The sequence below is a fragment of the Streptacidiphilus jeojiense genome, assembly GCF_000719095.1.
GTDB lineage: Bacteria > Actinomycetota > Actinomycetes > Streptomycetales > Streptomycetaceae > Streptacidiphilus > Streptacidiphilus jeojiensis.
In genome coordinates, this window is record NZ_JOEH01000004.1 from 509,159 (window position 1) to 522,891 (window position 13,733).

The following is a 13,733-nucleotide window of genomic DNA, read 5'->3' on the forward strand; positions in this document are numbered from 1 at the left end:
ACCGGCCCGAAGGGCCTGGCGGGGTGGGGACCTCAAGGACGGGCCGACCTTCCCCGTCCGAGGTCCCGGGACATCCCGGGGAAGGTCAGCGTCGCGCGCCGTCGAAGGCTGCTGCGGCGGCGGTTGCCGGCGCGAGTGCCAGTGCCAGTGCCAGTGCCAGGTCCAGTTCCAGGGCAGCGGTCATCGCGCCCGCGACTGCGGGCTTGAGGGCGATGACGAAGCTGGACATGTCGAGCATCATGCAGGGTCGGGCAGTCGGAAGCGAATGGTTTTCCGGGGCGTCGCCGGGTCAGGGCGCCGCGGCCGGTGCCGGCTCAGCGCTTTCCGCTGACGGGGCGTCACCAGGCCGGCCCAGCCTCAGGTGGTTGAAGAAGAGGTTGAGGGCGAAGGCGGTGAGGGTGGCACTGGTGATGGCGCTGCCGGCGATGGTCTGGAACCACTGCGGCAGGCCGTGGTAGATGGACGGGGCGACCACCGGGAGCATGCCGACGCCCAGCGAGACGGCGACGATCAGCAGGTTGTCGGTGCCCTCGAAGCGGACCGTGCGCAGGGTGTTGATGCCGACGGCGGTGACGGTCGCGAACATCACCAGGCCGGCGGCGCCGATGACCGGTCCGGGGAGCGAGGCGACGACGGCGCCGAGCTTGGGGATCGCGCCGAGCAGCACCAGGATCGCCCCGGCGACGGCCGCGACGTAGCGGCTGCGCACCCGGGTCATCCCGACCAGGCCGACGTTCTGGGCGAACGCCGTGTCCATGAAGGCGTTCATGGCGCCGCCGAGGATGCCGGACAGGCCGTCGGCGGCCAGGCCGCGGGCCAGGTCGCCGGTGCTGAGCGGGCGGCCGGTCATCTCGCCGACGGCGAGCATGTCGGCGGTGGACTCGGTGAAGATGACCAGCATCACCACGCACATCGAGATGACCGCAGCGGCGGGGAACTGCGGTGCGCCGAAGTGGAACAGGCCGGGCAGCCCGAACCAGCCGGCGTGGCCGACCGAGGAGAAGTCGGTCAGGCCCATCGGGATGGCCACCAGGGTGCCGAGGACCAGGCCCAGCAGTACGGCGAGCTGGGTGAGGATGCCCCGGCCGAAGCGGTTGACGCCGATGATGAAGACGATGATCCCGGCCGCCAGCGCCAGATGGGAGGGTGCGGCGTAGTCCTTGGCGGTGCTGTCGTTGCCGGCGATCAGTCCGACGGCCACGCCGATCAGCGACAGTCCGATCACGGTGATCACGCTGCCGCTGACCAGCGGCGGGAAGAAGCGCACCGCGCGGGCGAAGGGCAGCGCCACCAGCAGGCCGAAGACCCCGGCCAGCATCATCGACCCGTACACCGCCGGCATCCCGTACTGGCCGGCGATCAGGATCATCGGGGTGACGGCGGTGAAGGTGGCGCCGGCCACGATCGGCAGCCGTACCCCGAGCAACTTGCCGACGCCCAGCGCCTGGATCAGCGTGATGACTCCGGCGACCACCAGGTCGGCGTTGATCAGCAGGCCGATGGTGGAGACGCCGAGCTTGGCCGCGGCGCCGAAGACCAGCGGCACGGTGACGCATCCGGTGTACATCACCAGGACGTGCTGCAGGCCCAGCAGGCCGAGGCGGGCCGGGGGCAGCAGTCGGTCGACGGGGTGCGGCTCGGCCGCTTCGGCCGGTGGGGCTTCGGCGGTGGTCGTGGGGGCGAGGTCTGCTGTTGGCGGTGCGTCGGCCATGGGAGCTCCGTAAGGTGTTGATCAGCCCACCAGGGGCGTGTGGTGCGTCAACTTTCTGTTGAAACTGTTACCTCGTCATTTCCGATGCACTGCGCATTGATTGCTTCAAAGATCAGTACCAGGGGGAGTCGCAGCATGAGCCAGGACGCCAGCACCGCACCCGTCACGCTGATCACCGGCGGTGCCACCGGCATCGGCGCCGCCACCGTCGGGCGGCTGCTCGCCGCCGGGCACCGGGTCGGGGTCACCGGACGCGACCAGGAGCGGCTGGAGCGCTTCGCCGCCGGGATCGGGGCCGGTCGGGACGTGCTGCTGCCGGTCGCCGCCGACACCACCGACTACGCCTCGATGAGCGCTGCGGTGGACGCCGTCGTCAAGGAGTTCGGCCGGCTCGACGCGGTGATCGCCAACGCGGGCTTCTCGACCCATGACAACCTGGCGGACGGCGACCCGGAGCAGTGGCGGGAGATGCTGCTGGTCAACGTCCTCGGCCCGGCGGTGCTGATCAAGGCGGCGCTTCCGGAGCTCACCCGCAGCGGCGGACGGGTGGTCCTGATCGGCAGCACCGCCGGGATCAAGAACACCCCGGGCAACATGTACTCGGTCTCCAAGTCCGCGCTGACCTCGCTGGCCGAGAACGCGCGGGTGCTGGTGACCGGCGCCGGCGTGGCGGTCACCCTGGTCGCGCCGGGGCGGGTGGACACCCCGTTCTGGAGCAGCCACCCGAGCCATGAGGTCCCCGACGGGCCGGTGCTGACGCCGGATCAGATCGCCGGCACGGTGCTCTGGGTGCTGGGGCAGCCGGCCGGGGTCGAGCTGAACACCGTCGTGGTCCGGCCCACTGGCCAGACCCACTGACACCGTGTTGGGATGGCCGGTATGACGACTCAGCGGATACGGACGGGCTATGCGGGAACCGGGCCGGGGCCGATCACCCCGGACGGCTGCGCGGTGGAGCTCTACGAGCGGCTGCAGGTCGGCGACGAGCCGGAGGTGATCGAGCGGGCGGTTCCGGCCGGCGCCCGGATCCTGGAGCTGGGCTGCGGCGTCGGCAGGGTGACGCACCCGCTGCTGGAGCGAGGCTTCACCGTCACGGCGGTGGACGAGTCGCCGGAGATGCTGGCCAGGGTGCACGGTGCGCGGACCGTGTGCAGCCCAATCGAGGAACTGGACCTGGGCGAGCGGTTCGACGTGGTGCTGCTGGGTTCGTTCCTGGTGCACGCCGGGGATCTGGCGGTGCGCGACGGACTGCTGCGGGCCTGCCGGCGGCATGTCGCGGACGACGGGTGCGTGCTGGTCCAGCGGGAGGGTGAGGGCTGGCACGACCGGGTCCCCTGGGAGCGCGAGGCCCAGGGCGGCATCTTCCGGCTGGCCTCCTCGGAGCCGGTGGGGGACGGGGTGAACTCGGTCCGGTTCGACTACGTCTTCCCGGACGCGGCCTGGAGTCAGGTGTTCCTGTCCCGCCCGCTGACGGACGAGACCTTCGCCGCGGCGCTGGCCGGGGCCGGGCTGTCGGTGGACGCCTACCTGACCGAGGACCGGACCTGGGTGCGGGCGCGGCCGGTTGTCAGTGGCGGCAGATAGCGTGGCGGGCAGCGGCTTGAGAGCTTGAAGGGGGTCGCGCCCGTGTCCGTTCCCACTCCGTCCGTCCCCACCCCGTCGGTACCTTTCGGCTCCGTCGCGGCGGTGTCCGTCCCGACGTCCTGGTTCGCTGTGCCCACGCCCTTGCCCAGCGGTCCGGTCCGGGTCGGGATAACCGACGCCGGTGTGGTCGCGACCAGTTTCGGCGAGCGCGGGCCGGACGCGGTACGGCCCGGCGACGAGGAGAAGGCCGCGCTGGTCACCGCGCGCTTCGGGGAGTACTTCGCGGGGCGGCGCCGGGCCTTCGACCTGCCGATCGACTGGCGCGCGACGGCCGCCGGACCGCAGCGCGCCGTGCTCCAGAAGCTCCAGCGGACGGTGGTCTACGGGCAGACCATCGCCTACGGCCAACTGGCCGCCCGCAGCGGCGTCTTCGACGACGTGCTGGACCAGGGCGGGCTGGCCGCGCGGGCGGTGGGCCAGATCATGGGCTCCAACCCGCTGTTCCTGCTGGTGCCCTGCCACCGGGTGGTCGCGGCGGACGGCATCGGCGGGTTCGGCGGGGGAGCGGTCGGGATGGAGGTGAAGCGCTGGCTGCTGACCCTGGAGGGGGTGCTCGCGCCGACGCTGGACTGGGGCGGTCCGGGCTGAGGGCGCTCACGCCGCGGAGCGCCCTCAGTCACCATGGTCAGCCCACCGGCGCGGGTTCGGCCGGCTCGGGGATTCCGCTGGTCGCGGCCTGCCGGGCGGCACCGTCGCGCAGGGTGAACGCATAGAGCGCCGACACCACGGCGATGGCGGCCAGTACCAGGTAGGCGTCCTGGTAGGTGGCGACCGAGGGCCCCGCGCCGCCGGAGCCGACCGTACCGGTGCCGCCCATCACCAGCAGGGTGGTGACCACGGCGGGTGCCAGCGCGCCCGCGGTCTGCCGGACCACCGTGTTCAGCGTGGAGGCCTGTGCCATGTCGGCCTTGGAGATGGTGCTCATCGAGGCCACCGTGGTCGGCATGAACACCGCGCCCATGGCGACGCCCAGCAGGAACATGTAGAGCCGGAAGGTCCACAGGCTGGTCTGCAGGTCGCAGGTGGACAGCAGCACCAGGACGGCGGCCACGCCGAGCAGTCCGCCGCCGATGATCGCGCGCGGTCCGATCCTGGCGTAGAGGGCACCGGCGACCTGAACGGTGAGCAGCACCCCGAAGGCCTCGGTGAAGGTGCTGGTGCCCGAGTCCATGGCGCTGCCGCCCAGCGCGTCCTGGATGAACAGCGGGCCGAGGAACATCGCGCCCAGGATCGGGACCAGCCCGACCAGGGAGATCAGGCTGCAGTCCCGGAACAGCCGGTCGTGGAACAGTCGCAGCCGCAGGATCGGATCGGCCGTGCGGAGTTCGACCAGGACGGTGGCGGTGAGCAGGACGGCCCCGGCGGCGAGGGTGAGCACGATGCCGGGCGAGGTCCAGCCGTGGTCGGAGCCCGCGCAGATGCCGTAGGTCATCGCGGCCAGACCGCCGGCCGAGAGCAGCAGCCCGGGCAGGTCGAAGCGCCGGCCGCGGCCGTGCTGCTCGGGGCGGTGCGGATCGAGGAAGAACAGGCCGAAGAGGACCGCGGCCAGCCCGAGCGGCAGGTTGACGTAGAACACCCAGCGCCAGGAGAGGCCGTCGACCAGTACCCCGCCCAGGATGGGGGCCACGGCCGGGGCGATCTGCTGAGGGAAGATCAGCACGCGGGAGGCACGGACCCGTTCCCGGGCCGAGAAGGTGCGGTACAGCAGCGCGCCGGCCACCGGCATGAGCAGCCCGCCGGCCAGGCCCTGCAGGGCGCGGAAGGCGACCAGGGTGCCGAGATTGCCCGCGGCCCCGCACAGGGCCGACGATGCCGAGAACAGGGCCATGGACACCAGCATCAGGCGCTTGCCGCCGAAGCGGTCGCCGAGCCAGGCGGAGGCGGGGACGGCCACTCCCACGCAGACCGGGTAGACGACGACCACGGCGTCCAGCCGGGCGGGCGCCAGCTGGAACTGCCGGGCGATGGCAGGGAGAGCGACGGTGGTGATGGCACCGTCGACGATGACCATGAAGACGGTGGCGACGAACATGACGGGGACGACGACGCGTTGGCTGAAGTGGCGGTGAGCCATGGGAAAGGGTCCTGTGGGCGCATGGTGGATGATCGTGACGGCAGTGTCAGCGCAGGAACTCGGCGGAACTGGACCCCCGGTCCTCCACGGAACGGCGGTCGGGGCGGACCGGTCCCGACCGCTCGGGCCCTCCGCACATACTGAGCATACTCACTATGTGCGTGCTCACAAGAATTGCGGACGAAGAAGAAGGGCGTGCGGATGAAGGCACCCGGCAGCAGCGACATCCTGGTGGACGAACTCTTCGCCACCACCATGCGGCTGCGCGCCTTCACGGATGCGCGGCTGCGGGAGTGCGGTGCCTCGGTGGCCCGGGTACGGGCCATGCGCATGCTGGCCGCCTCCCCGGAGCCGCTGCGGATGCGGGACCTCAGCGAGATGCTCGGCGTGGCGGCGCGGACCACCACCACCATCGTGGACAGCCTGGAGCGGGAGGGGCTGGTGGAGCGGGTGCGTCACCCGGTCGACCGCAGGGCCTTCCTGCTGACCCTGACCGAGCTGGGACGGGTGCGGCACCGGGAGGCCGAAGCGGTGGACCGGGACGCCCTCGCCCACGCCACCCGGGGCCTGGACGAGGCCGACCGGACCCGGCTGCGGGAACTGCTCGCGGTGATCCGACAGGCCGTCAGCGAGTAGGCGGCGCGGCAGGTCGGGTCAGGAGGCCCGGGCCGCCGTCAGGATCTTCGCCGAGGTGTGGAAGAACCGGGCCGTGAGCTTCACGCCCAGGGTCTTCTCGATCGCCGCCATCGGATTGCCGTTCATCCGCCCGTCCGGCAGGTGCAGCACCACGAACAGTTCGCCCCGGGTCGCCCCGAGCACCTCCCAGTCGCCCTTCGGGGAGCGCAGTGGGAGCTGGAGGCCGGTCAGCGGCTCGGAGCTGAAGGCCACGCTCAGCCGGATCTCCGGGGTGACCTCCACGTCGTCGAACGGGGCGGCCGCGAGGGCCGCCTCCAGCTCGCCGGCCGTCCTGACCATCACCGGTACCTCGAACCCGAGCCCCTCGGCCAGCGCGGCCTCGATGGAGGAGGTCAGCGCGGGGCGGTCGACCGCGCCGCGCTCCCCGCCCGGCGGCCGGAAGAAGACGTTGCCGCTGGCGATGTAGCTGCGCACGTCCTCCAGCCCCAGCCCGCCGAAGAGCTCGCGGACCGTGGCCATCGGCGCCTTGCGGCCACCGACGTTGACGGCTCGCAGGAAGGCGATGTACGGCTCGGCCATGGCGTCAGCTCTTCCGCTCCAGGAGGTACAGGCTCATTCCGGGGACGTTGTACAGCTCGCTGATCCGGTACGCGCCCGAGTCCAGCAGGGCCTTCTGGACCTTGGCGTCCTCCGGGACGGGCCGCGCCGGTGCCATCACCAGCCACACCCGGTCCGGGGCCCCGGCGACACACGATGCCAGATCCGGGCACAGGGTCGGGCCGTAACTGCCGTTGTCGGCTGCGGATTCGGTCGTCAGGAACTGGTTCAGCGGCAGGCGGCCCCGCAGGTAGTACTCGACGCCCGCGCCCACCATGTAGAGGTGCGAGCCGCCGTAGTAGACGCCGTCCCCGGGCTTGGCCCGGTGCAGCAGGAACTGCGCCGCCGGCTGGTAGCCCCACGCGTCACCGGCCGAGTCCAGGGGGTAGTTCGTCCAACTGTGCGAGATGTAGGAGCGAACGGCCACCTGGTCCGAGTAGCCGACCAGGACGGCGGCCGCCACGCCCAGGGCGGTCACCGCGGCGAACACCCGGCGCCGGACGGCGGGCCCGGTCCCGCCGGCTGCGGGGGCCGCCCCGGGGGCCGGCTGACCCGCTGTCAACAGGCCTGCCGCGAGCCGGGCGACGGCGGCCAGCCCCGCACCGGTCAGCACGGACCAGGCCGGCAGGGTGAAGAGCATGTAGCGGCCGAACCAGTAGGACGTCGATCCGACCCGGGAGATCACGAAGATCGCGGCGATCGGCAGCACCACACTGGCGACCAGGAACAGCAGCGCGTCGCGGTGACGGCGCCACAGCAGCAGCGCGCACAGGCTCAGCACCGCGAAAAGCGCCAGGTACCCGGTGGAGGAGAACATCGGCCGCAGCATCTGCAGCAGGGTGGCCGTCGGATGCTTCAGCGAGGGCGGCTTCAGCCAGAACAGCTGGCCGTCCACCTGGGACTGACCCAGGATCAGCAGCGGCGTCAGCAGCGCCAGGGCCACCACGACGCTGCCCGCCCACCAGCGCAGGGCACGGGCCGAGCGGGTCCGCCGCCAGTGCAGCAGCAGCAGGACCGCGTGCCCGGCCAGACAGGCCAGGGCGACGATGTGGCACAGCCCGATCAGGACGAGCGAGGCACCGTAGGCCACCCAGCGGCCCTTCGGCACCGCCGGACGCACGCCCTCGGGGACCTGCCCGGGTGCCTGCTCCGGGGCCCGCTCCGGGGTCTGCCGCGCGGCGGCGTCGACGGCCCGCACCAGCAGCAGCGTGGCGAGGGCGACCGAGCAGACCACGAAGGCGTAGGCGCGGGTCTCCTGGCCGTACCGGCTGATGCCGGGCACGAGTGCGAACAGCAGGCCGCCGCCGAGACCGGCCCAGCGTCCGAACAGCAGCCGGCCGGTCAGGGCGACGCAGCAGGCGGCGCCGGCCATCGCCAGCGCCGAGGGCATCCGGAGCAGGGTCAGCGAATCACCGAAGGCGGCGGTCCAGAAGTGCAGGACGAGGTAGTAGAAGCCGGTCGACGCGTCGGTGTTGCCCAGCAGGTCGAACAGCTGGCCGAGGCTGCGGCCGGATGCGCTGACGCTCGCGAGCTCGTCGCGCCACAGCTCCGGACGGGACGAGTGGAACACGCCGATGAGGAAGGAGACCAGGGTCGGCACCGCCCACAGCGCCGTCCTCGCCCAACGGGACTCGTTGCGCGCAGTGGTCGGTGTCGGCACGGGGTGGCTGAGACTTGCTTGCTGCGGCACGCGCCACCTCGTTGGTCGTCGGAGTGCGCCGACTCACGTGCGTAGGCGGGCGTGACGGATCGTACAACGTGAATGTTGCGTCGAGGTCTGTCCACGGGCTGGCGTCGCCGGAGTCGACCCGGTAATGGGCGACTCCGGCTTCTTGCACAGCGCTGCCACCAGGCTCGGACCGCCCGGGGCGCTCTTACCGGTTTCCTGAAGCGCCTGATCCGCTGCCGGACCCGGTCGTCACCAGGCGTAGTCCTCGGGCGCGGTGCGGTGGCCCGGGAAGATCTCGTCGAGCCGGTCCAGGTCGCCCTGCTCCAGCTTGACGTCGAGCGCCTTCAGGGCGGTGTCCAGCTGGCCCGCCGTCCGCGGCCCGACGATCGGAGCGGTGACGGTCGGCTGGTGCAGCAGCCAGGCCAGGGCCACGGTCCCGGGCTCCTGGCCGAGCTTGTCGCAGAAGTCCTCGTACGCCTGCAGCTGCTCGCGCTCGGTGGCCGACAGCTTCTTGGCGCGGTCGGCGCTGCGGCCGCCCTCCTCGCCGGCCTTGCGCAGCACGCCGCCGAGCAGCCCGCCCTGGAGCGGGGACCAGGGGATGACGCCGAGGCCGTGGTACTCGGCCGAGGGCAGCACCTCCAGCTCGACGGTGCGCGCCAGCAGGTTGTACAGCGACTGCTCGGCGACCAGGCCGAGGAAGTTGCGCTTGGCCGCGGCGGCCTGCGCGGTGGCGATGTGCCAGCCGGCGAAGTTGCTGCTGCCCACGTAGAGGATCTTGCCCTGGGCGGTCAGCACCTCCATCGCCTGCCAGATCTCCTCCCAGGGGGTCGCCCGGTCGACGTGGTGCATCTGGTAGAGGTCGATGTAGTCGGTCTGCAGCCGCTTGAGGCTGGCGTCCACGGCCCGGCGGATGTTCAGCGCGGACAGCTTGTCCTCGTTGGGCCACTTCTTGCTGTCGTCGGCGCTCATGCTGCCGTAGAGCTTGGTCGCCAGCACGGTGCGCTCGCGGCGGCCGCCGCCCTGCGCGAACCAGGTGCCGACGATCTCCTCGGTGCGGCCCTTGTTCTCGCCCCATCCGTAGACGTTGGCGGTGTCGAAGAAGTTGATGCCGTCCTGGTGGGCGGCGTCCATGATGTGGTGGGCGTCGGCCTCGGTGGTGAGCGGGCCGAAGTTCATCGTGCCCAGGCACAGACGGGACACGGACAGGCCGGTACGGCCGAGTGAGGTGTACTCCATACCCTCACCCTCACCCTTGGGGGCATGGATTGTCGAGGGTGTCAGGCAAGTGGGTGTGTCAGGTAGACTTACGGCTGATCGAAGGGGAGTAGCCCCCTACCGGAACGTCGACATACCGGCAGCCCACGCGTCATGGCGGGCCGCCCGGCGCCCGGGGCACCGCAGGACGTCCGTTGTCGGGCGCGGTGCTGGTGAGACCTTCGGCCGCGCAGTCACTCCAGCTGGTACGTCGTCGTAGACCGACGTGCTTCGGCCCCGAGTCCTGCCGGGCCGAAGCGACTCCGGGAACGGATCATGAAGCCACGGCAGTGCTCATGACCTCCCGAGGACACTCACCACGTGAACATCATCATTCTGGGAATCACCTTCGGCATCATCTTCCTCGCCGAACTCCCCGACAAGACGGCACTGGCCAGTCTGGTCCTGGGCACCCGCTACCGCGCCAGCTATGTGTTCGCCGGAATCGCCGCCGCCTTCGCGGTCCACGCCGCCCTGGCCGTCGCGGCCGGCAGCCTGCTGACCCTGCTGCCGCACCGCTGGGTGGAACTGGTCGTCGGCCTGCTGTTCCTCGGCGGGGCGCTGATGCTGCTCCTGCAGAAGGAGGAGGACGAGGACGACGAGTCGGTGAAGGAACCCCGGTCCACCGGCTTCTGGCGGGTCGCCGGGACCGGCTTCCTGATGGTGCTGATCGCGGAGTTCGGCGACCTGACCCAGATCACCACCGCGAACCTGGCCGCGAAGTACTCCGATCCGCTGTCCGTGTTCCTGGGGTCCTGGCTGGGGCTGTGCGCGGTGGCCGGGGTTGCGATCGTGGGCGGTCAGAAGCTGATGAAGCACGTTCCGCTGGCGGTGATCACCAAGGTGGCCGCCGTGATCATGATCGTGATGGCGGGCGTCAGCCTGTTCGGCGCGATCACCGGCTGAGTCAGCGGTTCTGGGCCTGCAACTGCTGGGCCATCATGGCCTGGGAGTTCGGCCCGTACACGCCCTGCGGGTCGCCCTGGACGCCGAACCAGATCTGGAACGTCGCCACGTCGCGCTCGGTACGGGAGCCGTAGTTGCCGTCGACCTTGAGGCCGGGGTCGACCCACAGCGCGCGCAACTGCGACTGCAGCGTGGACACCGCCGACCCGGAGTCGCCCAGCTGAAGCGTGGTCGAGGCGGAGGCCAGTGCGGGCGATGCGGAGGCCGTGGTGCTCGCCGAGGCCGATGCCGCGCTGCTGGGAGCGGTGCTCGCCGAGGGGCTGCTGCTCCGCGAGGGCGTCGCTGCGGGCGTCGGCGAGGAACTGGCCGTGGACCGGGCCGCGGAGGTCTGCGCCACCGCCGCCCGCCGGGTCGCCGCGGCGGAGGCGGCGGCCGAGGACGAGGCGCTGCCGGCGGTGGCGGACGGGGCGTCGGACGTCGCGTCGTCCGGTCCCGACGAGGCCATCGCCACGGTCACTCCGGGCGCGGGCAGCGACTGGTCCGTGGTGTCGCTGTTGAGCATGTGCGGCAGGGCCGCCGCCACGGTGCCCAGTCCGGCCACCGCCAGCGCGCCCGCCGCCATCAGCAGGCCGCGCCGCCTGCGCCGGCCCTTCGCCGGGGGCGCGGCGCGGTGCCGGACGGCCGGCAGCGGGGAGGTGCGCAGCACCGGCAGCGCGTCGTTGCGTGGCTCCGGCAGCCGCGAGGTGGCCGGGAGGTACCGGGCGGCCGGCAGCAGCTCGCCGCTCGTGGCCGATGCCCCTGCGGCTTCAGCGGCTTCAGCGGCCTCGGCGGCGAGGTGCGCGGCCTCGGCCGGGTCCACCGGGTCGGCGGCGTCGGCCGGATGGACGTAGGGACGGACCAGTTCCGGTCCGCCGATCACCGGCAGCACCGCCGTCTCGGCGTCGTCCGGGCGGCAGCCGCAGCCGCCGCTCGACAGCGCCAGGCCGCATCTGCCGCAGATCTGTCCCACCATCAGCTCCCTGTGCGAAGTCGAACAGGGGACGATTATGCAGGACATCAGTTCACAGTGGCAGCGGTGTCCAGGGAGAGCAGCGGAAAACGCGGGGAGGGAGTGGAGCTGTGGGGATATGTCGCCCCGGTCAGTTCATCACCTTCCGGTCAGTTCATCACCTTTCCCGGGGCGTCCATCGAGTTGTCCGCCAACTCCTTGAGCATCGCCACCAGGTCGGCGTGCTGCTCCGGGGACCAGCCGTCCAGCTTCTCGTTGAGCAGGGCCAGCCGGGCCTCGCTCAGCTTGGTGACGATCTCCTCGCCGTGCGGGGTCAGCCGGATCGTGCCGTCCGGGTCCGTCCGGATCCGGCCCGACTGCTCCATCGCCGCGAGCTTGGGTCGGATCTCGTCCGGCTTGAACTTGTTGCGGCGGCAGATCTCCTCCAGCGTCACCGGACCTGCATGGTGCAGCCGCAACAGCCCGTACGCGGCCGGCACGCTGATGTCGATTCCGGACCTCTCGATGGCGCGGCCGTAGCGCTCCCAGATGTTCTCGCGGCTGGAGAGCCGGGTGACCATGCCCTCGATCTCCTCGGCCGAGGTGCGGAAGGTCGGCGGGCCGGCCGCCTCGCCCTGCTGCGAGGTGCGGGTCGAGGTGCGCAGCGGCACCTCGCGCAGGAACAGCGCCAGCAGGAAGGCGATCACCGCGATCGCGGCGGCCACCAGGTAGACCGTCTGCAGTGAGATCGCGTAGATGTGCAGGAACGGCTCCAGCAGCGGCTTCTCGGCGGCCGGTGCCTTGTGCACGATGGTCGGGTTGGCCAGCACCTCCTTCACCGGGAACTGCGCCGACAGGGTGCCGTTGGCCTGGGCCGTGTTGATCTTGTGGTTCAGCTGGTTGTTGAGCACTGTGCCGAAGATGGAGGCGCCGAAGGAGCCGCCGATGGAGCGGAAGTAGGTGACCCCGGAGGTCGCGGTGCCCAGGTCGGAGAAGTCCGAGGCGTTCTGCACCGCGATGATCAGCACCTGCATCACCAGGCCCAGTCCCAGGCCGAGCAGCAGCATGTAGACGCCCATGACGGTGTCGCTGGTGGTGTCGTCCACCTGGGCCAGCAGCACCAGCGAGACCGCGGTCAGCGCCGTGCCGATGATCGGGTAGATCTTGTACCTGCCGGTCCTGCTGATCAGCTGTCCGGTGCCGATCGAGGTGATCAGCACGCCCGCCATCATCGGCAGCAGCCGCAGCCCGGACACCGTCGGCGAGTTGCCATTGACCACCTGCATGTACAGCGGGATGTAGGAGAGGGCGCCGAACATGCACAGGCCGATGACGAAGCCGATGCCCGAGCAGACCGAGAAGACCGGGTTGCGGAACAGCCGCAGCGGCAGCACCGGCTCGTCCACCCGCTGCTCCACCAGCACGAAGGCGAAGATCAGCAGGGCCGCGCCGAAGGCGCAGCCCCAGACCTCGACCGAGTTCCAGGACCAGGTGGTGCCGCCGAGGCTGGTGATCAGCACCAGGCAGGTGGAGGCGGCGGCGAGCAGGAAGGTGCCGAGGTAGTCGATCTTCGGGCGGACGTCCGGGTTCTTGGCCTTGAGCGCGGTGGCGATCACGAACAGCGCGACGATGCCCACCGGCAGGTTGACGTAGAAGACCCAGCGCCAGTTGAGGTTGTCCACCAGGAAGCCGCCGAGCAGCGGCCCGACCACGGAGGACACCCCGAAGACGGCGCCGATGACGCCCTGGTAGCGGCCCCGGTCGCGGGGCGGGACCACGTCCGCGATCACGGCCATGGCCAGCACCATCAGCCCGCCCCCGCCCAGACCCTGCAGGGCCCGGAAGACGATCAGCTGGAGCATGTTCTGCGAGACGCCGCAGAGGGCCGAGCCGATCAGGAAGATGACGATGCAGATGATGAAGACGTGCTTGCGGCCGAAGAGGTCGCCGAGCTTGCCCCACAGCGGGGTGGTGGCGGTGGCGGCGAGGAGGTAGGAGGTGACCACCCAGGAGAGGTGGTTGGCACCGCCGAGGTCGCCGACGATGGTGGGCAGCGCGGTGGAGACGATGGTCTGGTCGAGGGCGGCCAGGAACATGCCCAGCATCACGCCGAGGAAGACCAGCCGGACCCGTCCGGAGCTCTCCTCGATCGGTGCCGTACCCGGTGCTCCCGCGGTTGCCTGCTGCTGGGCCATCGACCCTCCGCTGTCCGCCTGCCTGATGGATGGGACTGGGCATCAGGTTTTCAGCAGAG

General features: G+C 71.1%; 13 protein-coding genes. 5 read left to right on the top strand and 8 right to left on the bottom strand.

Translation table 11 applies throughout. The features are described 5' to 3' along the window. Positions 1–85: 85 nt before the first annotated feature. Together IF29_RS45865 and IF29_RS0107130 are read right to left on the bottom strand one after the other, a co-directional pair. Entirely contained in the window at positions 86–229 is a 144-nt protein-coding gene (locus tag IF29_RS45865; RefSeq protein WP_157623633.1) for a hypothetical protein, read from the bottom strand. A 60-nt stretch (positions 230–289) separates the two neighbouring features. Next, complete coding sequence (locus IF29_RS0107130; protein ID WP_084713668.1) at positions 290–1,711, bottom strand: nucleobase:cation symporter-2 family protein; 1,422 nt, start codon at positions 1,709–1,711, stop codon at positions 290–292. A 135-nt stretch (positions 1,712–1,846) separates the two neighbouring features. On the opposite strand from IF29_RS0107130, the gene IF29_RS0107135 reads away from it, so the two are divergent. The 3 genes from IF29_RS0107135 to IF29_RS0107145 are packed head-to-tail and all read left to right on the top strand — an operon-like array spanning position 1,847 to position 3,943. Further along, positions 1,847–2,569 carry an SDR family oxidoreductase gene (locus IF29_RS0107135; protein ID WP_030251159.1) on the top strand — a complete coding sequence of 241 codons (723 nt, stop codon included), beginning with the start codon at positions 1,847–1,849 and terminating at the stop codon, positions 2,567–2,569. A gap of 21 nt (positions 2,570–2,590) precedes the next feature. Beyond that, positions 2,591–3,295 carry a class I SAM-dependent methyltransferase gene (locus IF29_RS0107140; protein ID WP_030251160.1) on the top strand — a complete coding sequence of 235 codons (705 nt, stop codon included), beginning with the start codon at positions 2,591–2,593 and terminating at the stop codon, positions 3,293–3,295. 42 nt (positions 3,296–3,337) lie between these two features. Further along, the gene (locus tag IF29_RS0107145; protein ID WP_232242047.1) at positions 3,338–3,943 is read left to right on the top strand and encodes a methylated-DNA--[protein]-cysteine S-methyltransferase; all 606 of its coding nucleotides are present in this window, start codon (positions 3,338–3,340) and stop codon (positions 3,941–3,943) included. 37 nt (positions 3,944–3,980) lie between these two features. Here the strand turns inward: IF29_RS0107145 and IF29_RS0107150 are convergent, their stop codons facing one another. Continuing rightward, complete coding sequence (locus IF29_RS0107150; RefSeq protein WP_030251167.1) at positions 3,981–5,429, bottom strand: DHA2 family efflux MFS transporter permease subunit; 1,449 nt, start codon at positions 5,427–5,429, stop codon at positions 3,981–3,983. A 201-nt stretch (positions 5,430–5,630) separates the two neighbouring features. On the opposite strand from IF29_RS0107150, the gene IF29_RS0107155 reads away from it, so the two are divergent. Next, on the top strand, positions 5,631–6,065 hold the full coding sequence (locus IF29_RS0107155; RefSeq protein ID WP_030251170.1) for a MarR family winged helix-turn-helix transcriptional regulator: 435 nt from the start codon (positions 5,631–5,633) through the stop codon (positions 6,063–6,065). 18 nt (positions 6,066–6,083) lie between these two features. Here the strand turns inward: IF29_RS0107155 and IF29_RS0107160 are convergent, their stop codons facing one another. The 3 genes from IF29_RS0107160 to IF29_RS0107170 form a co-directional block, all read right to left on the bottom strand. After that, a complete protein-coding gene (locus IF29_RS0107160; protein ID WP_030251173.1) occupies positions 6,084–6,644 on the bottom strand; it encodes a DUF1697 domain-containing protein in 561 nt (186 codons plus the stop codon). Between the two features lie 4 nt (positions 6,645–6,648). Continuing rightward, positions 6,649–8,322 (bottom strand): glycosyltransferase family 39 protein, encoded by a 1,674-nt coding sequence (locus IF29_RS48460; protein ID WP_198037324.1) that lies wholly within the window; start codon positions 8,320–8,322, stop codon positions 6,649–6,651. Between the two features lie 258 nt (positions 8,323–8,580). Continuing rightward, a complete protein-coding gene (locus tag IF29_RS0107170) occupies positions 8,581–9,567 on the bottom strand; it encodes an aldo/keto reductase (protein ID WP_030251178.1) in 987 nt (328 codons plus the stop codon). A 339-nt stretch (positions 9,568–9,906) separates the two neighbouring features. On the opposite strand from IF29_RS0107170, the gene IF29_RS0107175 reads away from it, so the two are divergent. Beyond that, positions 9,907–10,491, top strand: coding sequence for a TMEM165/GDT1 family protein (locus IF29_RS0107175; RefSeq protein WP_030251179.1), 585 nt, complete (start codon positions 9,907–9,909; stop codon positions 10,489–10,491). Between the two features lies 1 nt (position 10,492). Here IF29_RS0107175 and IF29_RS0107180 read toward each other — a convergent pair whose 3' ends face one another. Next, on the bottom strand, positions 10,493–11,503 hold the full coding sequence (locus IF29_RS0107180) for a peptidoglycan-binding domain-containing protein (protein WP_030251182.1): 1,011 nt from the start codon (positions 11,501–11,503) through the stop codon (positions 10,493–10,495). A 146-nt stretch (positions 11,504–11,649) separates the two neighbouring features. Continuing rightward, positions 11,650–13,674 (bottom strand): MFS transporter, encoded by a 2,025-nt coding sequence (locus IF29_RS0107185; RefSeq protein WP_037594448.1) that lies wholly within the window; start codon positions 13,672–13,674, stop codon positions 11,650–11,652. Between the last annotated feature and the right edge of the window lie 59 nt (positions 13,675–13,733).

What these genes read in the sequence shown, in the direction of transcription:
- IF29_RS0107150 (WP_030251167.1), bottom strand. Translation starts at nt 5,429, where the DNA reads ATGGCTCACCGCCACTTCAGCCAACGCGTCGTCGTCCCCGTCATGTTC.
- IF29_RS0107170 (WP_030251178.1), bottom strand. Translation starts at nt 9,567, where the DNA reads ATGGAGTACACCTCACTCGGCCGTACCGGCCTGTCCGTGTCCCGTCTG.
- IF29_RS0107130 (WP_084713668.1), bottom strand. Translation starts at nt 1,711, where the DNA reads ATGGCCGACGCACCGCCAACAGCAGACCTCGCCCCCACGACCACCGCC.
- IF29_RS0107180 (WP_030251182.1), bottom strand. Translation starts at nt 11,503, where the DNA reads ATGGTGGGACAGATCTGCGGCAGATGCGGCCTGGCGCTGTCGAGCGGC.
- IF29_RS0107140 (WP_030251160.1), top strand. Translation starts at nt 2,591, where the DNA reads ATGACGACTCAGCGGATACGGACGGGCTATGCGGGAACCGGGCCGGGG.
- IF29_RS45865 (WP_157623633.1), bottom strand. Translation starts at nt 229, where the DNA reads ATGTCCAGCTTCGTCATCGCCCTCAAGCCCGCAGTCGCGGGCGCGATG.
- IF29_RS0107160 (WP_030251173.1), bottom strand. Translation starts at nt 6,644, where the DNA reads ATGGCCGAGCCGTACATCGCCTTCCTGCGAGCCGTCAACGTCGGTGGC.
- IF29_RS0107185 (WP_037594448.1), bottom strand. Translation starts at nt 13,674, where the DNA reads ATGGCCCAGCAGCAGGCAACCGCGGGAGCACCGGGTACGGCACCGATC.
- IF29_RS0107155 (WP_030251170.1), top strand. Translation starts at nt 5,631, where the DNA reads ATGAAGGCACCCGGCAGCAGCGACATCCTGGTGGACGAACTCTTCGCC.
- IF29_RS0107135 (WP_030251159.1), top strand. Translation starts at nt 1,847, where the DNA reads ATGAGCCAGGACGCCAGCACCGCACCCGTCACGCTGATCACCGGCGGT.